This is a genomic window from Mesoflavibacter sp. SCSIO 43206, from assembly GCF_019904215.1.
GTDB classification, from domain to species: Bacteria; Bacteroidota; Bacteroidia; order Flavobacteriales; family Flavobacteriaceae; genus Mesoflavibacter; species Mesoflavibacter zeaxanthinifaciens.
Map to the genome: position 1 here is coordinate 158,859 of NZ_CP063201.1, position 22,306 is coordinate 181,164.

The window sequence follows — 22,306 nt, forward strand, 5'->3', positions numbered from 1 at the left end:
TGAGATTTTGTTAATTATTATTTTTGGTTCTCAACACTACCTACGCAATTATTTAACTTAAGGTTTTATTAAAATTTTGTTAAAGAAAATTTGAAGTGATAAAATCAGATTAAAAATATATCTTTACCATCTATTTATTTTAAGGCATGAACCCATCGGCTACAGGTTGGATAAAAAAATTAATAAGAGACTTAAACCCTAATATAGTCTTAAAAAATACGAGTCTTGAAAACTATTACGAAGCGTTTAGACATTGCGGATTTATCTATGGAAGCAACGTAGATATTGTTGCTAACCTTATCAAAAATAATGATTACGAAAGTGAAGAACTTTGCAAAATTAACTTAGTAATTGCGTTACTTATCATTCATATTAATAGTGAAAGTAAAAATGATTTTTATACAGATGTTGATGCATTTTACAATGCTTTAAACAAAAAAAGATCTTCGTTTTTAAATATATTTATTGGCAATAAAGATAAAGAGGATAGTGTTGAAAGGATTATTAATAAGCGTATACAAATTGATGACAACCTAATAGATAAAAGCTTTAACTACTTTGTAACCAATGCCTTACTTTTTATAGATATTATTGCTTTTAGAGTTTACTTACAAGACAAAAATATTAGTGATGATTTTTTAAGAGATCATGAAATTATTATAGAAAGTATTGTTATTAATACACTTAATGCAAAGAAGCACAAGTCTGATTATGATGAAAATTTAATTGACCTTTTTGAGCAATCTGCAAGATACGAACATGAAAAAGTATTAGACTACGACCTAGCAATAGCTAAAGTAGAAACCGAAATTTTTGCAAAATATTGTTTAGATATGGCAGCTATGGCAACTTGGACAGATGCTAAAATTGATAGTAATGAAGAACTTTTTTTATCTGATTTAGGTAAACAGTTAAATTTAAGCAACCTGCATGTACACCAAGCATCTAGTAGCATAGCAAGTTTTTATAAAAAATTTAAAGAAGAAGTACCGCTTTTAGGATCAAAAAACATAGTAAAAACATTTTACGATAACTCTACAAGTTTTGTTTTAAAATTAATTAAAAGAAACGGAAAACGTCTAACTAAAGAACTTAAAGAGAGTAAAGAGTTACTGCTATTATTATCTCAATCTACTATAAGAGACCTTTCTAAAGAAGAACAAAAAAAAGTACAAGACCAGTTATTAGATATTTTTAAATCTATACCAAGTCTTGCTATCTTTTTATTGCCTGGCGGCGCGTTATTACTACCAATTGTGGTTAAGTTTATACCTAAATTATTACCAAGTGCTTTTGATGATAACCGTATTGAAGAAGAAAAAAAGGAATAGTTAATCTAACCATTCCTTAAAATCTTTAACACGTTCTCTAGCTACAATTACATCATTTTCATTATAAGAGTTTAACTTAATTTGTAACCTGGAGTTGGTATAACTTATAATGTCTTTAATAGCTTCTATGTTTACATAAAATTTACGATTTACTCTAAAAAACTGTGTTGGATCAATCTCTTCTTCTAAAGCTTCTAAAGTGTTTTCTAGCAAATAGTTTCTATTATCTGTAGTATGCAAGTATGTGCCTTTATTTTCGCTATAAAAACATTCTATTTCATCTGTATTTACAAGCTTTATGTGTTGTCCTACTTTTATAGAAAAACGTTTTTTATATACTCTGTCAATTGGATTGACTAATAGTTTTTTTATGTCTTCAAAATCTAAAGACATATTAGTTTTTTGTGGTAATCTTGACTTATATTTTTGTACTGCTTGTTCTAAATCTTCTGCGTCAATTGGTTTAAGTAAATAGTCAATACTGTTAAGCTTGAAGGCTTGTAATGCGTACTCATCATAAGCAGTTGTGAATATTATAGCAGAATTGATCTCTATGGTTTCAAAAATTTCAAACGATAAACCATCACTTAATTGTATGTCTAAGAATATCAAATCTGGATGTGTATTGTTTTTAAACCAGTTAATAGACTCTTCTACAGAATGTAAAAGCGTTGTAGCTTCTACATTTAGGTTGGTTAGCATACGTTGCAATCGTCTTGCTGATGGTTTTTCGTCTTCTATAATTATAACTTTCATTTTTATTTTTTTTATGAGTGGTTGATTATTGGCAACAGAAGTAATAAACTGCTTACTGCTTACTGCTTACTGAAAAAGAACTATTCCCACATAGACTCTTCTTTATCCATAAACTCTTTAATTTTTCTTTGTTCCCAATCTTTTCCAAAAAATACTCTAGGTCCAAAAACTCCTAGGAAATGAAAAAATAAACCTATTCCCCAAAATAATGGTGTTGATAACGTACCAAAATGCCATAAGGATCCGCCATTTAATACAATTGCTAAAATAATAAATATGTTTACTACGATGTATACCGCTAAATGCCAATAAAATCCTACTATTTTCTTTACTTTTTCTTTAGCTCTTTGGTAGGCTTCTTCTTTTAAAAATTCTTTTCTAGAAAAATTATCTTCGTAAGGTTGTATATCTGTATTTCTCATGATTTTTAATGTTTTTTTGTTATTAATTCCAACGTTTTTCTTGTTCTTCTTCTCTCATAAATTGGTCTATTTTTCTTTGTTCCCAGCTGCGTCCAAATTTGCCATTATTTACAAATACTCTAAAGGCTTGTGCTGTTAGTCCAAATCCCCAACCTATCATAGGAAACCAAAACCATTGAATTGTAAATGGTGTAAATTTGTACCAAATAAAATATAAACTTGGTATAACGATACAGTAAGCTGCTAGGCTAAAATAAAACCCTTTTAATTCTTCTACGTGTTGTCTTGCTCTTGCATAACTGTCAAGCATTTTTGATTGTGATAATTGTTGTTGTCTCATAACTGATACTTGTTTTGTAAGCATTGGTAATGCAACTGCAAAACTGTTTGCTTCTTGATTGATGATTACTTTTTTATTTGTTAATAATTGGTAGCGTTGTCTAATGTTTGCTAATCCAACACCACTACTCTTTTTTAATATTTTTTTGGGTTGTAGATTATTTTTTACAACTAAATTTCCGTTGCTTTCAAATATTTTAATTTGTAACGGTTTGCTACTTGTTACTACGTTATGCTTTACAGCATTTTCTAATAATAATTGTAATGAAAGTGGTACAACTTTACTTTCTGGATTTTGTGCTTGTTCTGGTATTTCAAAAATTATACTATCTTCAAATCTGTTTTTTAATAAAGACATGTAGGTTTTTGCAAACTTTAGCTCTTCGTCTACTGTCACTAATTCTTTATTTTTCTGCTCTAATACATATCTATATACTTTTGATAAACTAGTTGTAAATTGCTGTGCTTTGTCTGGATTCTCTTCAATTAAACTGGTTAATACATTTAAGCTATTAAATAAAAAATGTGGATCTAATTGGTTTTTTAAAGCATCAAACTTAGCACTAGCTGTTCCTGCAATTACTTTTTGCTCTTTTACCTTAGTTTCTTGTTTAGATTTTATATAGTAAACCGTATAAAATATAGCTGTTATGACTACAGATATAGTTAAAGACATCCAATAAAAAACTACTTTCTCATTTTGTAAAAACGATGTAGCGTCTTGGTTATACCCATAAACTATTATTAAAAATCTAAGTATAAAAATGGTTGCTAATGATATAAATACTGAAGACATTAAAGCAACTAAAAGACGATTAAGTTTAAATAAGTCTTGCTTATACTTATTCATCATGTACGTTACAAAATAGGCGTTGGCTAAGTATAATGACACTGCAAATAATTGATTATAAAAAAAATCTAAAGCTAAATCTTGGTTAAAATCTAATGTGTTACCATTAGCCAATATAAATATGCCTCTAATTAAAAAGACTAGAACACCAATTGAAAAGGCTTTAGCGGTTTCTTTTAAAAATTTAATCATCCTATTTTTTGTTAGTTTCTAAAGTTAATAAACACTTATTTTTGCTATACAAATTAGTGTTTTGATATGGATTAAAGGTAGTAAAAATAGGTGTTTTATCTGCTTTTGCTACTAAAGATTTGTCTAGACCTTTTACTTGTCCTGTTACAGCCATTACAATTATTAATACGAGTTTAAACATGGTTTGTGTTTTAATTACAAGGCAAATATCTATTAAGAGTTTAGGTTTTTAAAAATTGAAATACCGAACTGTTATTTTTTTATGACGAATTGTAGCTACGCAAAAAATAATTCTAATTTTGTGTAACATCTTCTTTATTTAAGCTACAAATAAGTACAACTAACTAAAAGATATTGGATAAACCATCAGAACATAATTTTGTAGAATTACTAGAAAAGCATCAAAATATTGTGCACAAAGTCTGTAGACTTTACACCAATAATTATGATGCACACAACGACTTATTTCAGGAGATTACCATACAACTATGGAAAGCCTTCCCGAAGTTTAGAGGTGATAGTAAATTTACAACTTGGATGTATAGAGTTGGTTTAAATACAGCAATTACATTGTATCGTAAATCTAAACGTCGTATAAAAACGCAAGAATTTGATGCTATACAATTTAAAATTAGTGCAGAAGAATATGACAGCACAGAAGAAGAACAATTAAAATTAATGTATCAAGCTGTACACCAATTAAATGACATTGAAAAAGCTCTAGTATTTTTATATCTAGAGGATAAAGATTACCGAGAAATTAGTGAGACCTTGGGAATTAGCGAAGTTAATGCCAGAGTGAAAATGAACAGAGTGAAAAAAAAGCTAAAAACCATTTTAAATCCGTAAAACATGGATGAATTAGAATTATTAAAGAAAGATTGGCAAAAAAACAATAACACTTTTGAAAAAAAATCAAGTAGTGATTTATATGCCATGTTACATAAAAAGTCGTCAAGTCTTGTAAAAAAACTATTTTACATAAGCATTGCTGAGTTAATTTTCTTGATTAGTGTTAATGTATTACCTTTTGTTTTTTCAAAAAGTTACAGACAGCATTTTAATAAAGTATATAATGATAGCCTTCTTAATCAAAGCATTGAAGTTCTATCATACGTAGTAATAATTCTTTTTGTTATTTTACTCTTTAGATCTTATAAATCTATTACAGTCGTTGATGACACAAAAAAATTAATGAAAAGTATTTTAAGAACAAGAAAAATAGTAAAATACTATGTTTTATATAATCTAACTTTCATTGTTGTTTTAGTCCCTTACTTTATGTATAAAGCCATCAAAACAAACTCTAGTGAGATAGATTTAGAACATTTGACAAACTTTCAAATTTTAAAACTTATTGGAGGTATTTTTCTTTTTACGCTCTTATTTGCTGGTGTTGTTTGGTTTATCTATAATCTAATCTATGGTATTATCCTTAGACGATTAAATAGAAATTATAAAGAACTAAAGAAAATGGAAGTTTAATCAACATTGAATAATAAATACTATATATATTATTCATTTAAAAATTCTCGTTGCTTATTAAGCTCTTCTTGTGCAAGTAATTCTTTTTCTGGGATTACTTTTAAAAATGAAGGATGTTGCTCTATAGCGTATTCTATTTTTTCAACAATATCTTGAATACTTTCATTCTCGTAATCAATTTTTAAAGGTTCTTTAATTTCAAAAGTTTGATAGACGTTTTTCTTTTTAATTCTTAGTCCTTTTTTGTCAAAACTTCTTCTAAAACCATCAATTACAATAGGTACAACCACAGGTTTGTAGTGTTTTATAATATGAGCTGTTCCTTTTCTAATAGGCTTAAAAGGTGTTGTAGTTCCTTGCGGAAATGTAACAACCCAACCATCATCTAAAGCGCGTTTTATTGCAGAAATATCACTCATTTTTACTTGACGATTAACGTCTTTTCCTTGACTACGCCAAGTACGCTCTATACTTATAGATCCTGTATAAGCAAAAATCTTTGGTATTAAACCAGATTTCATAGTTTCTTTTGCAGCTACATAATACATGTTTAGCTTAGGATTCCATAAATAACCTACATTTTTAATATTATCTTGTCGGTTTGATAATGCTGCATTAAATACATGAAACATAGCAATAACATCTGCAAAATACGTTTGGTGATTAGATATAAATAAAACGTTTGTATCTGGTAATTGTCTTATAATTTCAGAACCTTCAATTTGTAACTCATTAAAGCCTCTATAGCGTCTGTGTGTTAAAAGACCTAAGATTCTGATTAACCATTTTTTTACAAAAAGTATATGTCCGAAAGGATTTTTTTTAAATAATCCCATAGTGTGTTTAAGTTTTAAGGAGCTACAAATATAACAAATCAAAGCACTTATAAAACCTGTTTTAATAAGTCTTTAACTTCGCTAAGCATCATTGCTGTTGCGCCCCAAACCAAATAATTACTTAAATTAAAGGCAGGCACCTCAACATCAACACCATAACTGGTTTTTACTGTTTTATGGGTTAAATTACTATCACTTAACAAATCTTTTAAGTAAACTTCTATTAAATCTTCTACTTCTGTTTCTTGTTTGATAAATTTTGGAGTTTGCTCTGCAATTCCTAAATAAGGCTGAACTACAAAGTTACTTGGCGGAATATAAACTTGCGTCATTTCTTTGTAAACCTTAATATAATCTGGTTTTACACCTACTTCTTCGTGAGTTTCTCTTAAAGCGGTTTGCATCAAATTTTGGTCAGAATGTTCTACTTTTCCACCAGGAAAACCAACTTGTGCCGAGTGTACACCTTTGTAAGTTTTTCTTAAAATTAAAATAAGTTTAGTTTGTAACTCTAAATCTGGATAAAACAATGCCATTACTGCACTTTGCCTAGCATGTTTCATCTTATCTTTTTGCTGCTGCAAAAGTGCTTCACGATATGGTGGAGCCATTTTAAACTGAGATGTTTCGGCTGGTAGTGGTATATTTTTTATTTTTGACAATGCTATGGTAAAATCCTTAAAATTCATTTAAAAAATGCGCCTATTTCTTTTTTTTAGTCTTTGTCTTATTTTATTTAACTGTGAAGATAAGCAATCTAAGACTAAAACTAACTATAACAACGCCAAACAAGCTGCAGACACTGTTAAAACAGATACTAAAACGGTTAAAAAAGATTCGATTAAGAAAAAGGAATATCCTTATTTAACTGAAGAAAATGTTATGGACTTTTTCTTAGAATATGAAAAAGACAACTTAGAGAATAAAGTACGCATTAAAACAAGCATGGGAGATATTGATATTTTATTGTTTAATGAAACCAAGTTTCATCGTGCTAACTTTATTTATTTAGCAAAAATTGGAGCTTTTGATAATACTCAGTTTCATCGTGTGGTTAAAAACTTTATTATTCAAGGTGGAAACACAGATGATATTAGAGTAGCCAGAAAACGACATAAAATAGGTCATTACTTATTACCTACAGATACAAAACGTGGTTTTACACATCATCGAGGTGTAATTTCTATGCCAAGTAGTGATATTGAAAACCCTCATAAATTAGCATCGCCTTATGAGTTTTTTATTACGCAGCAAGACGCCTTTCATTTAGATGGTGATTACACTATTTTTGGAAAAGTTGTTAAAGGAATGGATGTTGTTGATAAAATAAACGCTGTAAAAACAGACGAGTCTGATTGGCCTTTTGTTAATGTATATATTAAAACTGTTGAAGTTTTAGAATAAACAATGATACTAATCTTTGTAAAGACTTGGTAAACTTACTTTAAATTTTACAGCGATTAACCTTACAATAATAACTACTGCTCCAGAAATTACAAACACAAAATTAGTAACAATTGGTAATTGGCTAACCGCAAAGTATGTGACGCCACCTAAAATACAAGCTGTTGCATAGACTTCTTTTCTGAAAATTACGGGTATTTCGTTACATAAAATATCTCTAATAACGCCGCCAAAACACGCACTCATTGTTCCTAAAAAAACACAAATTACGGGATGTAAATCTGCTGAAATTCCTTTTTCAATTCCAATGACAGTGTATAATCCAATACCGATAGTATCGAATAAAAACAGTGACTTACGTAAGTAATCTATTTTATTTCTGAAGACAACAGCAAAAACAGTTGCTCCAAAAATAAAGTAAGCATAGTTCATGTCTTTCATCCAACTTACAGGTGTTTCGCCAATCAAAACATCTCTTAATGTTCCGCCACCAACTGCTGTTACAAACGCAATAATTAAAATACCAAATGCGTCCATACGTTTGTTAAGTGCTACAAGTACACCAGAAATTGCAAAAGCAATAGTTCCTAAAATATCTATGATGTAAAACATTGGATTGAAATTGTTTTTAAAATTTAATAGTAAAAGATACTTCGACTGCGCTCAGTATAAGCGATTCACACACTTTTTTTTTATAAAAAAAGTGGTTGTCTGCTTACATGTTTTGTGTGTAATAGTTGTAATCTTTTATAACTGTAGAAATAAATTCCATATCATTACTTTCAACTTGGTGTCTAATTTCCATTACCTCAATTACTTTAACTCTTAACTTAATTAATGTAGCGTAATCTTTAGATTTTTTAGCAGCCAAATATGTTTCTTTAATAATACGTACATCATTATCTGACAACTTTATTACTGATGGATAAGTTGGTGTGTAATCTTCTTTAAGTTCTTCTAAAATAGTATGACTAATATTGACTTTATTTTTTAAAGCTATAACACCTGTTCCTGCTGTCATATCTCCTATTCTTTGGTTTTTATTACTTGTAACTACTGCTATTAAACCTATAATACCAGAAAACAAATTCAAATCTACTATTCTAAAAAACCATCTTACAATAAAATCTGGAAAAGAAGCTTGATAGCCATCTATTTTAACCACTTTTATTTTAATTATACGTTTTCCTGGTGTTTGTCCATCTAAAAGCGATTCAAAAATCAGAGAATAAAATATAGCTGGCAAATAAAAAAACACAACAACTGCACCTACAGACCATTGGTCCATATCTTTAGCCCAATCTTCAAAATTAAAAGCTTTAAACATTAATTGATAAACAACAATAACATAAGCTATTTTTATAATCCAATCTATAAGATATGCGAGCAAACGTTCGCCAACACTAGCTGCGACAAAATTTATATTTACGTTTTGTGTGGTATTTATTGATATATTGACCATAAGCTAAGGTCAAATGTAAGCATTTTTTTAACGCATAAAAGTGGTTTTAATATAAAAAATATGTAGATTTGGTTGCTTTATGAGAGAAGTCGCTTTTATCAAAACCAACAAAGAAAAATGGCTAGAATTTGAACAAGCTATTTTTGGAAAACAACTAAAAAACCCAGACGAATTAGCCTCACTTTACACACAATTGGTTAATGACTTGTCATATGCACAAACGTATTACCCAAAAAGTAAAACAGTTTTATATCTTAATAATTTAGCAGCAAAAGCGTTCCAAAAAATCTATAAAACTAAACGACAAGACACTAATAGATTTGTATATTTTTGGAAGACTGAAGTCCCATTAATAATGTATGAATACAGACGTTACGTGGCTTACGCTTTTTTAGTTTTTTTAAGTTTTGTAGCTATTGGTGCTCTATCTGCAGAGTTTGATGATGCTTTTATTAGACTTGTTCTTGGTGATCATTACGTAAATTTAACCTTAGAAAATATTGAAAAAGGAGATCCTGTTGCTATTTACAAAAGTGGTAGTAATTGGGGAAGCGCTTTTGGTATTACATTAAACAATCTTTATGTTGGTATAACCTCTTTTGTCTTTGGTATTTTTGGAGGTTTAGGCACAGGTTATATTTTAATGGAAAATGGCATTATGCTAGGCTCTTTTCAATATATGTTTGTAAAAGAAGATGTGTTTTGGGAAAGCGTTAGAGGTATCTGGATACATGGCGCTATGGAGATTTTTGCAATTGTTATAGAAGGTGCTGCTGGTTTTATTTTAGGCGCTAGTATTTTATTTCCTAAAACTTTCTCTAGGATGACATCTTTTAAAAGAGGTGTAAAAGTTGGAGTTAAAATTTTAATAAGCACATTTCCTTTTACTATTGCTGCTGGATTTTTAGAAGGTTATGTTACTAGATATTCTAACATAATGCCAAATTGGCTATCTATTGGTATCATACTTACTACGCTAAGCATAATTTCATTTTACTATTTAATATATCCGTTTATTGTTAACCGAAAAACAAAACTAAACTATGAAGCTTTATCAAAATAGAGACTTTAACTCGTTTTTTCAAGACACATTTACTTTTTTAAAAGAACACGGTAAACACTTCTTTACTTTCTTTTTTACTGTTAGTGGTGCACTTATTATTCTATTAGCTATTGTAAGTTATTATGTAACTAAAACTTATACAGAGTCTTTTATGTATAGTTTTTCTACTTCTGGTAACCCATCTGCGTCAATAGACCAATTTGCTAACAAAAACTTTGGTGTTTTTGTGCTTACCATTATAGGTGTTGTAATTTTATCTATATTATTTTGGATAATTGTGTATGCCTTCACTCCTATTTACTTTAAACTTTTTGAAAAACATAATGGTCCCAATTTTGGTATGAAAGAAATTAAAGATAGCTACAAAGCCAATGCTGGTAAACTTATCATGTTTGTAATTTTAGGCTTTATTTTAGCTATACCTTTGGCTATTATCTTTGGTATCGTCGGTTTTATACTAGCAATAACTATTGTTGGTATACTTGCGCTACCGTTTTTAATAGGTATTTTTAGTAGTCTTTATCATATGACACTTTTAGAGCAATTAGACAATAAACGTAATTTTTGGGACAGCTTTGGTTATGCATGGCAATTAATTAGAAGTAAATTTTGGCATGCTGTAGGTTGCATTGGTATTTTTTACTTAATGGCTTACGTTGTACAGATGGGTGTTGGTCTAATTCAGGGTATTGTACAAGGTGTACAAAGTATAACTGTTATACAAGAACCTGTAACTATAGATGAGATGCCTGTTGGTAGTTTAATTTTAGCTATAGTTATTTCTGTAATTGCATTTATTATTAGTACAACTTTACAAACCATTATACAAGTTAACCAAAGTATTGTGTATTACGGTTTAAAAGAAACCAGCGAAAACGTAAATACTAAAAGTGTTATTGACGAAATAGGATCTGGTGAGTAAATTACTTAAACTACATATTATCCTTTTTTTATTAGCTTTTGGTACTGCTAATGCGCTTCAAAAACACTCGCAAGAAGTCTATGAAGACTATGAGTATTTAGAAGCAATAGATTCTGTTGCAACAGATAATGCAAACGTCCTACCGAAACAATTTGATAACTTATCTGAAAAATATACCGAAGATGATTTTATTTACCAACGCAGTAAAGCTAGTTCTGGTTGGTGGACACGATTTAAAAAAGCGGTTTCAGATTTTCTAAAAAGTCTATTTAATATTCAAAACGCTGGTCAAGCTTCTAGAGCTACAGACATAGCTTTAAAAATTGCAGGTGTAATTATTTTCTTGTTAGTTATCTATTTTATCTTTAAAGCTATTGTTAACAAAGAAGGTGCATGGGTTTTTGGCAAATCTTCAGATAAAAAAATTATTCCTGTAGCAGATCTAGAAAACAATATTCATCAAACAAATTTTAAAGCTTTAATAAGCGAAGCCGAAAGTAATAACAATTACAGGCTAGCCATTAGATATTACTATTTGTGGCTTTTAAAAGGCTTATCAGAAAAAGAAATTATAGACTACGATCCAGAAAAAACAAACAGCGACTATCAATACGAAATAAAAACACCAGAAATCTCAGAACAATTTGCCTATACATCTTACCTATATAATTACATTTGGTATGGAGAGTTTAACGTAGATCAACCTCAGTTTGACAAAGCAAAACGTGCTTTTACTAACTTTTTAAACTCAGTAAAAGCATGAACAGAACTATAAAAATTTATGTAGGATTACTAATCCTTTTTTTAGGCTTAATTGCTTTTATTGAGCTTACTAAAGAACGACCTATAAATTGGAAACCAACTTATAATGAAAGACATAAAATACCTTTTGGAACTTATATTTTTCATGAAGAATTAGAAAACGTTTTTTCTGATAAAGAATTTACAGACGTAAGAAAAACACCTTACGAGTTTTTTGACGAGTATTACAATTGGGAAGAAGATGAATACACCATTACAGGTAATTTTATACACATTGCCCAATACTCAGAAATGGACGACATTTCTGCACAAGAACTTCTAGATTTTGTATCCTACGGTAATACAGTTTTAATGTCTAGCAATTACTTTCCTAAACGATTAAAAGACTCTTTAGGATTTAATACTACTAATGAATATGATTTAAAAGGTAATAGCTATTTTACATTAACCAATCCAAGGTTTAAAACAGATAGCATCACCATAGATAGAGGTATTAACAACTTTCATTTTTCAAAACTTGATAAAGATCTTACAACTGTTTTAGGACATCAAACGTTTGACAGTATTGCGTTTCCTAACTTTATAAAAGTAAAACATTATGATGGACAGTTTTTACTTCATTTACAACCTATAGCATTCACAAATTATAGTTTATTAAAGAAAAACAATAAAAAATATACCGAAGCTGTTTTAGGATATCTGCCAGAAGACAATATTTATTACAACTCATTAAATAAAGCTAACACTAACGTTAGCGGTTCTAAACTTAGGTTTATATTAAGTCAAGATGCTCTACGTTATGCTTGGTATTTAGGATTAATTAGTTTGTTTTTGTTCTTAATTTTTAACGCAAAACGAAGACAACGCATTGTTAAAGAAATTAAACCGCACGAAAATACTACCGTAGCATTTACTAAAACCATTGGTAATTTATATTACGAAACTAAAGATCATAATAATTTAGTTGAAAAGAAAATAACTTACTTTTTAGAATATTTAAGACGTGTTTACTTTTTAGACACACAAGTTTTAGACGAACGTTTTACTAAGCTACTGATCCAGAAATCAGGAAAAGACAAAGAACAAATACAACAGTTAGTTAAATCTATAGTACATTTAAAAGCAAAACCACAATGTACAGAAGCAGATTTAATCCATTTAAATAAGCAAATAGAAGATTTTTACACCGCATAAATTATGGAAGAATTTAATAACGAAGACAAAAAAACTCACATTCCGTCAGATGCTGAAAACACAGAAAATTCGGCACCAACAAATGATGTTATTTCAGATAATGTTACACCAGAAGCAAGTGACGATAATGTAAACTTTACTAACCGTATTGACTTAACCGAACTGCAACAAGGTGTTGCACAAATAAAGTCAGAAATTAGTAAAGTAATTGTTGGTCAAAAAGGAATGATTGATATGTTAATTGCAGCTATTTTAGCCAACGGTCATGCTTTAATAGAAGGTGTTCCTGGTGTTGCTAAAACAATATCGGCACGTTTATTAGCCAAATCTTTAGCAATTGATTTTAGTCGTATTCAATTTACGCCCGATTTAATGCCGAGTGATATTTTAGGAACTTCGGTTTTTGACATGAAAAAATCTGAATTTGAGTTTAAAAAAGGTCCTATTTTTTCTAACATGGTTTTAATTGACGAGATTAACCGTGCACCAGCAAAAACACAAGCTGCTTTGTTTGAAGTAATGGAAGAACGCCAAATTACTATAGACGGTAATAAATATCAAATGAGTTTACCTTTTATTGTTTTAGCTACTCAAAACCCTGTAGAGCAAGAAGGGACGTATCGTTTACCAGAAGCACAATTAGACCGTTTTCTTTTCAAAATAGATATTGATTACCCTAATTTAGAAGAAGAAATAGAAATCTTAAATCGTGAACACGACTTAAAAGGAAATAAAAAAATTAATCAAATCACGACTTATTTAAGTCAAGAAAAAATTAAAGAATTTCAAGGTTTAGTCAATCAGATTATTATCGAAAGTCATTTAATAAAATACATCGCAGATATTATAGTAAACACACGTAACAATCCATTTTTATATTTAGGCGCATCACCAAGAGCATCTATAGCTATTCTAAAATCTAGTAAAGCTTTTGCTGCAATGAATGGACGCGATTTTGTAACTCCAGAAGACATTAAACAAGCAGCAATACCAGTGTTACAACATCGTGTTATTGTGACGCCAGAACGCGAAATGGAAGGTGTAACAAGCAAACAAATTATAAAGCAGATTATAGAAGCTGTAGAAATACCAAGGTAAAACAATTAATCTAATGCTATTAAACTCTGATCATTGTAAACTTTGCGATAATAAAATTGTAGATTTCTCAAGAGGTACTTTATGTGCTTTAACTAACGAAAGACCTACTTTTAGTAAAACATGTCCTTCAATAGTTTTAAATAAGGAAACCGAAAAACAAATTATTGATACTAATATTGAATTTGAATCTACTCAGAAAGAAAAAACCAATCAAGTAGGTTTAGGAATAATTAATATGAGTATTGGTATAGGAATAATTATTTTATCTATGATAATAACAAAATTTATATTTGATAAAGGATTTATTTCTACAATAACACTTATTTTATTTGGTGTTGCTCTTGTTCCTATGGGCAAAGGTATTGGTACATTAAATCATTACTTTACAAGAGTAAAAATTGCAAAAGAAAAGAAAGAAAAATTAGATAAAACCTTAGCATTTTATAATAAATCTTACAATATAAATATTGAACATTTAAAAGATAGCCTAGGTAATATAGATCATAAAGTAAAATTACAAATTTTAAATCAACCGATTAATTTTAAAGGATAATTTAAAGTGAAACTCATAAAACCATTTTACATACAAAACCGTTTTTTCTATGCATGCATTGCCATTATGATATTGTATGTGGTTAGCTTTTTGTTTCCAAGATTACTCAATATTGTTTCTTTTTTGCTTTTAGGCTTAATCGCATTAACATTATTAGATACGTTGCTATTATTTTCAGCTAAAAAAGGAATTTTAGCCTCAAGAATTTTACCCGAAAAACTTTCAAACGGAGATCAAAATCCAATTCAACTTGAGATTGAAAACTTTTATACATTTCCTATATATACAAATATCATTGACGAAATTCCTGAACAATTTCAAGTAAGAGATTTTAATATTGAAAGAAAGCTAAACGCAACATCTTCATCTAAACTAGAATACCAATTACGTCCGGTAGAACGTGGCGAATATCACTTTGGAAAACTAAATATATACGCGAAATCGGTGTTTGGTTTAGTCGCAAGACGTTTTACTTTTAACGATAATGCAATGGTACCTAACTACCCAAGTTTTATTCAATTAAAAAAATACGACTTGATGGCTTTTAGTAATAATTTGTTGCAATACGGTATCAAAAAAGTGCGTAGACTTGGTCACACAATGGAGTTTGAACAAATTAAAGACTACGTTTTAGGTGACGATTTGCGTACCATTAACTGGAAAGCTACCGCAAAACGAAATGCGTTAATGGTTAATCAATTTCAAGATGAAAAATCGCAACCAGTATATTCTGTTATAGATAAAGGTCGTGTTATGAAAATGCCTTTTAACCAATTGACCCTTTTGGATTATGCTATAAATGCATCTTTAGTGATTAGCAATGTAGCATTAAAAAAGCAAGACAAAGCAGGTATTTTCACCTTTTCTAAACGTGTTGAAAATCGTGTAGTTGCAGAAAGAAGAACATCTCAAATGAATTTAATTCTTGAAGGCTTATACAATGTTAACACCGATTTTTTTGAGAGTGACTTTGGCAGATTATATGCAGATATAAAAAGAAATATTACCCACAGAAGTTTAATATTACTCTATACAAACTTCGAAACATTAGACAGTTTACATAGACAATTACCATATTTAAAAGGTATTGCAAAAAACCATTTACTAGTTGTTATTTTCTTTGAAAATACAGAGCTAGATAAATTTATCAAAGCACCTGCCGAAACGATACAGCAAACTTATGATAAGGTAATTGCAGAAAAATTTGCTTTTGAAAAACGCCTAATCGTTAACGAACTTAAAAAGTATGGTATTTACTCTATTTTAACTACTCCAGAAAACCTTACATTAGATACTATTAATAAGTATTTAGAAATTAAAGCACGTGGTTTATTGTAAGCTAATCGCCAAACTTTACCTGTTATCTATTTATTTTTAATATTCTGTTTTTTTAGTTTATATTGGCTTTGCTATTAATCAATTTACTAAAAACATGAAACACTTAGTTTTATTACTAACTGTAATTCTTTCCCTATCCTTTACATTAACAACTTTTGCTCAAGATAATTATTCTCCTTGGACAGCAAGTTTAAGCACAAACGCAGTAAATAATCCTGTAAGAAAATTACCCGGTGAAGAAGGAAAATTTCAAACATGGAATATGGATCCTGCAGGTTTTAAATTAGCTTTAGCTAGACATTTAAAGAATAAAATATCTTTTGAAGCACTTGTGTCACTAAATAGCATAAAACAAGAACATACCAACAGAGACGAAAAATTTCCGTACATATCTATTGACGGTATGTTTAAATACAAACTAATCAATAATATTACTTTTAATCCATACGTAAGTCTTGGTGGCGGATATACTTGGTTAGACGAAATTGGCGCAGGAACAGTAAACGGAGCTGTAGGTATAGATTTTTGGTTGACTTACAATTTTGGTTTTACAGCACAAAGTGCCTACAAGCATGCTTTTGAAGATTATGGTTTAAGTCATTATCAACATTCTGCAGGAATAATTTTTAAATTTGGAGGTGCAGACAATGATAATGATGGTATTTTTAATCAAGAGGACGAATGTCCTGACACATTTGGATTAGCAAAATTTAATGGATGTCCTGACACCGATAAAGATGGAATACCTGATAAAGAAGACAACTGTCCAGATACACCAGGAACCAATAACGGTTGTCCAGATCAAGATAACGATGGTGTTGCAGACCTTTATGATAGATGTCCTACAATAGCAGGAGATATTAGCAACAAAGGTTGTCCATTACCAGATTATGATAAAGATGGTGTACCAGATAAATATGATAAATGTCCTAAACTACAAGGAACAGAAAATGGTTGTCCTAAAAAAGAGATAAAAAATGCTTACAGTAAAGAAGAGCTTAAAAACCTAAAACCTATTGTAATTTATTTTGAATTAAGTAAAGCAGAAATTAGACCTTCAGAAATTAAAAAACTTGAGAATATTGCTCAACTTATATCAAAAGGAAAATTTAAAAAATATTTAATTTCTGGACATACAGATAATACAGCAACAGAAGAAACCAATCTTAAACTATCTTTTGAAAGAGCTAATACAGTAAAAAATTACTTATTAAATAAAGGTATTAACGCAGAAAGTTTAATAGTTAAAGGTTTTGGAGAACAATATCCTGTAGACACAAGTAATACAGAAGAAGGTAGAGTAAAAAATAGACGTGTAGAGGTAATTCCTGTAGAATAAACAATTCGTCATAAAAAATCTACAGTTCGGTGACTTAGTTTGTGAAAGCCTCATGTTTTGTTAGACATTTGAACTATCAAAAAACAACAAAACCGATTAATTATGAAAACTATTTACACACTTTTAATAGCTTTAATATTTACTTTAAATGTAAATGCTCAAACAGAAACAAAAGTAACTTCTAATGGTCAAAATATTACTGTTACCATACAAAACATTAAAAATGATAAAGGTAGTGTTATTTTGGGTCTACATACCGAAGACACTTTTATGAAAGGTCCTGGTATAAAAAACTTAAAGTCTAAAATAGAAAACGGACAAATAACCGTTACTTTTAAAAATGTTGAAGTTGGCACATACGCCATTATGGTTATGCATGACGAAAATGATAATAATCGTATGGATTTTGAAAATGGTATGCCATTAGAAAGTTACGGTATGTCTAACAATCCAATGTCTTATGGTCCGCCTCAATACCAAGATGCAAAATTTGAAGTAAACGATAAAGATTTAAGCTTTAATATTAGATTTTAATCAATAAACCAACCAACTCAATCAATCAAAAAACTAAAAAAGCGCTCTAAGTAGAGCGCTTTTTTTTGTGGGGAGAGCAGGATTCGAACCTGCGAAGACATAGTCAGCAGATTTACAGTCTGCCCTCGTTGGCCGCTTGAGTATCTCCCCAAAACCGTCGGCAAATATATTTAAGTTATTATTCTAAACAAAGTAAAATTTTAACCTTTTTTGTATTTATTTCAAATTAATTTGATTTTTAAGTAGTTACAAAAAAGCCTCAAGAAAGAATTGAGGCTTTTTTTAAGAACATCAAATCAATTAAAATGAATAAGTTAATACTCCTGCAAAACTTCTTGGATCTGTTTGGTTAATAAATCTCGTTCTGTATGCATTATAACCTATTTCGTTAAACACATTGTTCAATAAAACTCTAAAGTTCCAATGTTGATCAAACTTGTATGCTACTTGAGCATTTACTAGTGTATAAGAGTCTACATTAAATGGTTTTTGGTTTGGTACAATACCTTCATGCGTTACAGCTCCTGCGCTCCAATCATTAATTGGTCTTTCTCCTGTATAATATACTCCTGCTCCAACAGATAATCCTTCCAACTGTCGTTTAAAGCTATAGTTAGCATAAGCATTAAATGTATGCTTTGGTGTGTTTAGCGGTGAAGAACCGTAAACAAAAGATGTATGTTCTTTATACTGCGCATCTATGTAAGAGTAACCTGTAATCACTTCTAAATTTTCTAAAATACGACCACTTAATTCAACCTCAACACCTTGTCTTTGGTCATTTCCTCCTTTTTGGTAGTAACCAGTTGCAACCCAGTTTTCATCATATACAGGAAGGTTGATATCTCTGTTATTGATTTTGAAATACGTCAAGTTAAAACGCAATCTATTATTTAACCAATTGGTTTTAATACCTGTTTCAAATTGATCAAATCTTTCGTTACCAAGTTCGTTTCCGTTAGCATCTAAACGAGTTGCTGTTCTTGGGTAAGAACTGTTTGTATAAGAAGCAAATAAGTTAACATTTTTAAATGGTGAGACTATAATTCCTCCTAGTGGATTAAAAGCATCACTTTCTGTTGTTTCTGTTTCAGTAATTGTTTGCGTTTTACTATAACGTACTCCTAAAAATGTTTTTAACCATTTATTAAATGTAATAACATCTTGTGCTACAAAACCGATTGCTTTAGATTTTGCACCACCAATATTTACTGCAGAAAAACTTAAGTTATCAGGCAAAGTATGTGTATTTGCTGTAAAAACATCTATGGTATCTATTGCAGAAACACGTTGAGATGTTGTGCTAAAATTAGATGTACGATAATCAAACCCTACTTGAAAACTGTGCTTTAATTTACCTGTTTCAAGCTCGTCACCTATTAAATCAAACTGTAATACGCTATTATCATCACTTCTTGTAGACACTGAATAGCCTCTTACCCTTTGATTGTAAATAGGATTTCCGTTAATATCTTCTATTACGTTTCCTAAGCTAGTTCCTTTATCATCTAAATCCAAACTAGATTTATAAAAAGCTCCTTTTAAGCTTAATTTATCGGTTAATTTTCTGTCTAAACGAATAGCGTAAGTTGCATTTGTAGTTAAGGATTTATCATTTTCATATCCTAAATACTGGCTATCAGGTAGATCATAGATAGCGTTTAAATCATTTCCGGCAAGGTTAACTGTTCCAACATCTGGAGTACGGCTATCTTCAAAATAATCCATTTCAAAAGTTAATGTAGTTTTATCATCTGCTTTCCACTCAAAAGATGGGTTGATATAAAAACGGTCACTAAATACATTATCCCTAAAGCTATCTGCACGCTCTAAAGCACCGTTAATTCTAAATGCTGTATTCTCAGATTTAGTTAATGGACCATACACATCAAAAGTAGTACGTGCTTGACCAAAACTACCTGCACGTAATGAAGCATTACCGCCAAAGGTGTACTTAGGTGTTTTTGTAACTAAGTTGATAACTCCACCAGGACTACCTAAATCTGTTGCTACACCTTGCGTAATAGATGCAGCTCCTTTTAATACTTGTATATTATCTACACCTTGCATATCTGTTAATATTCCTACACCTCTAAAATCTGAATGTACTCTAACCCCATTTTTTAAGATAGGAATACCTCTAAATCCACGTGAAGACATGCTTTCTCTCTTATTACCATAAGTGGCAAATGTATATACACCTGGTACATTTTTAGTTGCTTCAGAAATGGTTAAATTACCTTGTTGCATTATTAACTTATCAGAAATAATAGAAATACTCTGTATTTGCTCATAAGGAGCTAATGGTAATCTAGTTAATGCTTCAATTTTATCCGGATGTTTAAAACGACTTCCAAAAACTTCAACTTCTTCTAAATCTGTATCACCTTTTAGTTGAAAGTTAACTGTCAAGTTTTGATTAGCTTCTAAGTTTACTGTTTTAGTTTGGGCTACAAAACCTACGTAAGATACTTTTATACTATACGTTCCTTTTGACAGATTTTCTAATGAATAATATCCTTCTTGATTTGCAGATGTTCCTTTAGATGTACCTTCTATAATAACATTTGCAAAAGGGATTATCTCATTAGTTTGACTAATAACTTGACCTTCAATTTTTGATTGTGCAATAGCAAATTGCGTAAACAAAATTAATAATAGAGTAATATTTTTTAACATAATTTATTTAGATTGGTTTTAAATAATACCGCAAATATATGTCTGAAAACAAACAAAACAAACTTTATTTAGACTAAATATAAATAATATTTATAATGATTTGAAAGTCAACAATCTAATTTATGTAAAAGTTTAAGCTATAAATTATGTAACTTAGTCCTAAATAATAATAAAATGAAAAAAGTAAGTTCAGTTGAAGAATATATAGAAAATCACTCAGAATTTTCTACTCAATTAAATAGCTTAAGACAACTTTTAATTACTACTGAATTAGAAGAAACTATAAAATGGAATGCACCAACCTACTCTATAAAAGGGAAGAATGTAGTTGGATTAGGTGCTTTTAAAAATCATTACTGTTTATGGTTTTTTAATGGTGTGTTTTTAAAGGATGAAGCTAATGTGTTAGTTAATGCTCAAGAAGGAAAAACTAAAGCATTGAGACAAATGCGGTTTGAAGTGGATGATACAGTAAACTCTAATTTAGTTTTATCTTATGTAAAAGAGGCTATACAAAATCAAAAATTAGGTAAAGAGATTAAAGCTACAAGAACTAAAAAAGCAGATATTACTATTCCTACGGAATTAGAATTTGCTTTTAAAGAAGATAATAATCTTAAAGATGCTTTTGAAAAACTAAGTCCTTCTAAACAAAAGGAGTATTGTAATTATATAAGTGAAGCTAAACGAGAATCAACAAAAGTGAGTCGGTTAGAAAAAATAACGCCTATGATTATGGAGTTAAAGGGCTTACATGATAAATATAAAAATTGTTAATTTACATCGTGCTTTAGTTATGTGATATCTAATAATCTTTTGAAATGATATATAATAAAAAAAGGCAACCAACTTGGTTGCCTTTTTTTAAATATGTCGTAATAATTACTTTTTTTCTACTGATGGATTGTTTAATGTTTTACTCATTTCCATAGAAATAGCAGAACGATCAAACTTTAATTTACCAGACATAGTTTCTATAATACAGCTGTTATCTTTTTCATTAAGATCTACAACTTTACCATGCAAACCACTTTTAGTAATTACTTTATCACCTCGTTTTAATTCTGCAGCAAACTTTTTTTCTTGTTTAGCACGTTTCATTTGTGGTGCTATCATAAAAAAGTATACTACAGCAAACATTAAAATTATTGGTAAAAAACTTCCTATTTCTCCCATAATTATTGTGCCATAGGTAAGTTAGCTTTTTGTGCAGCATTTGGATCTGGCTTCACAAAAGCAGAGATTTTTACAGTTTCTCTTCCTGTTTTAGTGTTTGCAGTAACTGTTACTACTTTAGTTACTTTGTTTGTTCCTTTACCGTTAAATTTAACTGTAAACTTTCCTGATTCGCCTGGTGCTAATGGCTCTCTTGACCAATCTTTAGGAATAGTACATCCACAAGAACTTTTTACATCTGTAATTACTAATGGTGCTTCTCCTACGTTTTTGTAAGTAAACACAGTTTCTACAGGTGTACCAGAAGCAATTTCGCCAAAGTCATGCTCTGTTTTATCAAATTCCATTACAGGAAAAACGTTTGCTTTTGCATCTCTTTCTGCTGCAGCTGCAACATTTTCTGCATCAATTTTTTTTGTTGCATCTTCTTTACATGATGTAAATCCTACTAAGCAAATTGCACTTAATACAACTAGTACTTTTTTCATAATATAATTTTTTAATAGTTATTTATTGCCAAATTGGCTAAATGGTTAAAATTTTAGAATGGTAAAAGTAAGAATATTTTTTT

At 29.7% G+C, this 22,306-nt stretch carries 25 protein-coding genes and 1 tRNA gene; 14 read left to right on the forward strand and 12 right to left on the reverse strand.

Features of this window, described 5'->3' with window-relative positions:
• Positions 1-146 precede the first annotated feature (146 nt).
• A complete protein-coding gene (locus tag INR78_RS00725; protein ID WP_223077062.1) occupies positions 147-1,331 on the forward strand; it encodes an LETM1-related biofilm-associated protein in 1,185 nt (394 codons plus the stop codon).
• On the opposite strand, the gene INR78_RS00730 is transcribed toward INR78_RS00725, so the two are convergent.
• The 4 genes from INR78_RS00730 to INR78_RS00745 form a co-directional block, all read right to left on the reverse strand.
• Complete coding sequence (locus INR78_RS00730) at positions 1,332-2,087, reverse strand: LytTR family DNA-binding domain-containing protein (RefSeq protein WP_223077063.1); 756 nt, start codon at positions 2,085-2,087, stop codon at positions 1,332-1,334.
• 80 nt (positions 2,088-2,167) lie between these two features.
• Positions 2,168-2,509, reverse strand: a complete 342-nt coding sequence (locus INR78_RS00735; RefSeq protein ID WP_027878597.1) for a 2TM domain-containing protein — start codon at positions 2,507-2,509, stop codon at positions 2,168-2,170.
• Between the two features lie 22 nt (positions 2,510-2,531).
• A complete protein-coding gene (locus tag INR78_RS00740) occupies positions 2,532-3,890 on the reverse strand; it encodes a histidine kinase (protein ID WP_223077064.1) in 1,359 nt (452 codons plus the stop codon).
• Between the two features lies 1 nt (position 3,891).
• Positions 3,892-4,071: a hypothetical protein gene (locus INR78_RS00745; RefSeq protein WP_223077065.1), complete on the reverse strand. Its 180-nt coding sequence runs from the start codon at positions 4,069-4,071 to the stop codon at positions 3,892-3,894.
• A 173-nt stretch (positions 4,072-4,244) separates the two neighbouring features.
• Between INR78_RS00745 and INR78_RS00750 the strand changes: the two genes are divergently transcribed.
• Both INR78_RS00750 and INR78_RS00755 read left to right on the forward strand, forming a co-directional pair.
• A complete protein-coding gene (locus INR78_RS00750; RefSeq protein WP_027878594.1) occupies positions 4,245-4,739 on the forward strand; it encodes an RNA polymerase sigma factor in 495 nt (164 codons plus the stop codon).
• A gap of 3 nt (positions 4,740-4,742) precedes the next feature.
• Entirely contained in the window at positions 4,743-5,375 is a 633-nt protein-coding gene (locus INR78_RS00755) for a hypothetical protein (RefSeq protein WP_223077066.1), read from the forward strand.
• A gap of 29 nt (positions 5,376-5,404) precedes the next feature.
• Here INR78_RS00755 and INR78_RS00760 read toward each other — a convergent pair whose 3' ends face one another.
• On the reverse strand, positions 5,405-6,211 hold the full coding sequence (locus INR78_RS00760; RefSeq protein WP_223077067.1) for a 1-acyl-sn-glycerol-3-phosphate acyltransferase: 807 nt from the start codon (positions 6,209-6,211) through the stop codon (positions 5,405-5,407).
• A gap of 47 nt (positions 6,212-6,258) precedes the next feature.
• The gene (locus tag INR78_RS00765) at positions 6,259-6,900 is read right to left on the reverse strand and encodes a CoA pyrophosphatase (RefSeq protein WP_223077068.1); all 642 of its coding nucleotides are present in this window, start codon (positions 6,898-6,900) and stop codon (positions 6,259-6,261) included.
• A gap of 7 nt (positions 6,901-6,907) precedes the next feature.
• On the opposite strand from INR78_RS00765, the gene INR78_RS00770 reads away from it, so the two are divergent.
• A complete protein-coding gene (locus INR78_RS00770; RefSeq protein WP_223077069.1) occupies positions 6,908-7,615 on the forward strand; it encodes a peptidylprolyl isomerase in 708 nt (235 codons plus the stop codon).
• Positions 7,616-7,624: 9 nt separating this feature from the next.
• Here the strand turns inward: INR78_RS00770 and INR78_RS00775 are convergent, their stop codons facing one another.
• Together INR78_RS00775 and INR78_RS00780 are read right to left on the reverse strand one after the other, a co-directional pair.
• Positions 7,625-8,227, reverse strand: coding sequence for a trimeric intracellular cation channel family protein (locus tag INR78_RS00775; RefSeq protein WP_223077070.1), 603 nt, complete (start codon positions 8,225-8,227; stop codon positions 7,625-7,627).
• A 103-nt stretch (positions 8,228-8,330) separates the two neighbouring features.
• Positions 8,331-9,077, reverse strand: coding sequence for an RDD family protein (locus INR78_RS00780; protein WP_027878588.1), 747 nt, complete (start codon positions 9,075-9,077; stop codon positions 8,331-8,333).
• A 79-nt stretch (positions 9,078-9,156) separates the two neighbouring features.
• Between INR78_RS00780 and INR78_RS00785 the strand changes: the two genes are divergently transcribed.
• The 9 genes from INR78_RS00785 to INR78_RS00825 all read left to right on the forward strand — a co-directional run bounded on the left by INR78_RS00785 (position 9,157) and on the right by INR78_RS00825 (position 17,880).
• Positions 9,157-10,140 carry a stage II sporulation protein M gene (locus INR78_RS00785; protein WP_106676995.1) on the forward strand — a complete coding sequence of 328 codons (984 nt, stop codon included), beginning with the start codon at positions 9,157-9,159 and terminating at the stop codon, positions 10,138-10,140.
• Positions 10,121-11,062: a hypothetical protein gene (locus INR78_RS00790; RefSeq protein ID WP_223077071.1), complete on the forward strand. Its 942-nt coding sequence runs from the start codon at positions 10,121-10,123 to the stop codon at positions 11,060-11,062. The genes INR78_RS00785 and INR78_RS00790 overlap by 20 nt, the downstream gene beginning before the upstream one ends.
• Complete coding sequence (locus tag INR78_RS00795; RefSeq protein ID WP_223077072.1) at positions 11,055-11,825, forward strand: DUF4129 domain-containing protein; 771 nt, start codon at positions 11,055-11,057, stop codon at positions 11,823-11,825. The genes INR78_RS00790 and INR78_RS00795 overlap by 8 nt, the downstream gene beginning before the upstream one ends.
• The gene (locus INR78_RS00800; protein WP_223077073.1) at positions 11,822-13,018 is read left to right on the forward strand and encodes a DUF4350 domain-containing protein; all 1,197 of its coding nucleotides are present in this window, start codon (positions 11,822-11,824) and stop codon (positions 13,016-13,018) included. Before INR78_RS00795 ends, INR78_RS00800 begins: the two co-directional genes overlap by 4 nt.
• Positions 13,019-13,021: 3 nt before the next feature.
• Positions 13,022-14,116, forward strand: coding sequence for a MoxR family ATPase (locus INR78_RS00805; RefSeq protein ID WP_223077074.1), 1,095 nt, complete (start codon positions 13,022-13,024; stop codon positions 14,114-14,116).
• Positions 14,117-14,129: 13 nt separating this feature from the next.
• Positions 14,130-14,669 carry a hypothetical protein gene (locus tag INR78_RS00810; RefSeq protein ID WP_223077075.1) on the forward strand — a complete coding sequence of 180 codons (540 nt, stop codon included), beginning with the start codon at positions 14,130-14,132 and terminating at the stop codon, positions 14,667-14,669.
• A 6-nt stretch (positions 14,670-14,675) separates the two neighbouring features.
• Entirely contained in the window at positions 14,676-16,007 is a 1,332-nt protein-coding gene (locus tag INR78_RS00815; RefSeq protein WP_027878582.1) for a DUF58 domain-containing protein, read from the forward strand.
• Positions 16,008-16,101: 94 nt separating this feature from the next.
• Entirely contained in the window at positions 16,102-17,346 is a 1,245-nt protein-coding gene (locus INR78_RS00820) for an OmpA family protein (RefSeq protein WP_223077076.1), read from the forward strand.
• A gap of 102 nt (positions 17,347-17,448) precedes the next feature.
• A complete protein-coding gene (locus INR78_RS00825; protein WP_027878580.1) occupies positions 17,449-17,880 on the forward strand; it encodes a DUF2141 domain-containing protein in 432 nt (143 codons plus the stop codon).
• 68 nt (positions 17,881-17,948) lie between these two features.
• Here INR78_RS00825 and INR78_RS00830 read toward each other — a convergent pair.
• Both INR78_RS00830 and INR78_RS00835 read right to left on the reverse strand, forming a co-directional pair.
• A tRNA-Tyr gene (locus tag INR78_RS00830) sits at positions 17,949-18,030 on the reverse strand.
• A 150-nt stretch (positions 18,031-18,180) separates the two neighbouring features.
• Positions 18,181-20,559, reverse strand: a complete 2,379-nt coding sequence (locus tag INR78_RS00835; RefSeq protein ID WP_223077077.1) for a TonB-dependent siderophore receptor — start codon at positions 20,557-20,559, stop codon at positions 18,181-18,183.
• 174 nt (positions 20,560-20,733) lie between these two features.
• Between INR78_RS00835 and INR78_RS00840 the strand changes: the two genes are divergently transcribed.
• Positions 20,734-21,336 (forward strand): YdeI family protein, encoded by a 603-nt coding sequence (locus tag INR78_RS00840; protein WP_223077078.1) that lies wholly within the window; start codon positions 20,734-20,736, stop codon positions 21,334-21,336.
• 105 nt (positions 21,337-21,441) lie between these two features.
• On the opposite strand, the gene yajC is transcribed toward INR78_RS00840, so the two are convergent.
• Together yajC and INR78_RS00850 are read right to left on the reverse strand one after the other, a co-directional pair.
• Positions 21,442-21,735 carry a preprotein translocase subunit YajC gene (yajC, locus tag INR78_RS00845; RefSeq protein ID WP_027878577.1) on the reverse strand — a complete coding sequence of 98 codons (294 nt, stop codon included), beginning with the start codon at positions 21,733-21,735 and terminating at the stop codon, positions 21,442-21,444.
• A 2-nt stretch (positions 21,736-21,737) separates the two neighbouring features.
• A complete protein-coding gene (locus INR78_RS00850; RefSeq protein WP_106677014.1) occupies positions 21,738-22,223 on the reverse strand; it encodes a DUF1573 domain-containing protein in 486 nt (161 codons plus the stop codon).
• Positions 22,224-22,306: the final 83 nt, after the last annotated feature.

Excerpts from the sequence above, each read along its gene's own strand:
- INR78_RS00765 (WP_223077068.1), bottom strand. The coding sequence starts at position 6,900 with ATGAATTTTAAGGATTTTACCATAGCATTGTCAAAAATAAAAAATATA.
- INR78_RS00760 (WP_223077067.1), bottom strand. The coding sequence starts at position 6,211 with ATGGGATTATTTAAAAAAAATCCTTTCGGACATATACTTTTTGTAAAA.
- INR78_RS00785 (WP_106676995.1), top strand. The coding sequence starts at position 9,157 with ATGAGAGAAGTCGCTTTTATCAAAACCAACAAAGAAAAATGGCTAGAA.
- INR78_RS00850 (WP_106677014.1), bottom strand. The coding sequence starts at position 22,223 with ATGAAAAAAGTACTAGTTGTATTAAGTGCAATTTGCTTAGTAGGATTT.
- INR78_RS00755 (WP_223077066.1), top strand. The coding sequence starts at position 4,743 with ATGGATGAATTAGAATTATTAAAGAAAGATTGGCAAAAAAACAATAAC.
- yajC (WP_027878577.1), bottom strand. The coding sequence starts at position 21,735 with ATGGGAGAAATAGGAAGTTTTTTACCAATAATTTTAATGTTTGCTGTA.
- INR78_RS00735 (WP_027878597.1), bottom strand. The coding sequence starts at position 2,509 with ATGAGAAATACAGATATACAACCTTACGAAGATAATTTTTCTAGAAAA.
- INR78_RS00825 (WP_027878580.1), top strand. The coding sequence starts at position 17,449 with ATGAAAACTATTTACACACTTTTAATAGCTTTAATATTTACTTTAAAT.
- INR78_RS00805 (WP_223077074.1), top strand. The coding sequence starts at position 13,022 with ATGGAAGAATTTAATAACGAAGACAAAAAAACTCACATTCCGTCAGAT.
- INR78_RS00730 (WP_223077063.1), bottom strand. The coding sequence starts at position 2,087 with ATGAAAGTTATAATTATAGAAGACGAAAAACCATCAGCAAGACGATTG.
- INR78_RS00800 (WP_223077073.1), top strand. The coding sequence starts at position 11,822 with ATGAACAGAACTATAAAAATTTATGTAGGATTACTAATCCTTTTTTTA.
- INR78_RS00810 (WP_223077075.1), top strand. The coding sequence starts at position 14,130 with ATGCTATTAAACTCTGATCATTGTAAACTTTGCGATAATAAAATTGTA.
- INR78_RS00745 (WP_223077065.1), bottom strand. The coding sequence starts at position 4,071 with ATGTTTAAACTCGTATTAATAATTGTAATGGCTGTAACAGGACAAGTA.
- INR78_RS00725 (WP_223077062.1), top strand. The coding sequence starts at position 147 with ATGAACCCATCGGCTACAGGTTGGATAAAAAAATTAATAAGAGACTTA.
- INR78_RS00840 (WP_223077078.1), top strand. The coding sequence starts at position 20,734 with ATGAAAAAAGTAAGTTCAGTTGAAGAATATATAGAAAATCACTCAGAA.
- INR78_RS00790 (WP_223077071.1), top strand. The coding sequence starts at position 10,121 with ATGAAGCTTTATCAAAATAGAGACTTTAACTCGTTTTTTCAAGACACA.
- INR78_RS00740 (WP_223077064.1), bottom strand. The coding sequence starts at position 3,890 with ATGATTAAATTTTTAAAAGAAACCGCTAAAGCCTTTTCAATTGGTGTT.
- INR78_RS00820 (WP_223077076.1), top strand. The coding sequence starts at position 16,102 with ATGAAACACTTAGTTTTATTACTAACTGTAATTCTTTCCCTATCCTTT.
- INR78_RS00780 (WP_027878588.1), bottom strand. The coding sequence starts at position 9,077 with ATGGTCAATATATCAATAAATACCACACAAAACGTAAATATAAATTTT.
- INR78_RS00835 (WP_223077077.1), bottom strand. The coding sequence starts at position 20,559 with ATGTTAAAAAATATTACTCTATTATTAATTTTGTTTACGCAATTTGCT.
- INR78_RS00770 (WP_223077069.1), top strand. The coding sequence starts at position 6,908 with ATGCGCCTATTTCTTTTTTTTAGTCTTTGTCTTATTTTATTTAACTGT.
- INR78_RS00775 (WP_223077070.1), bottom strand. The coding sequence starts at position 8,227 with ATGTTTTACATCATAGATATTTTAGGAACTATTGCTTTTGCAATTTCT.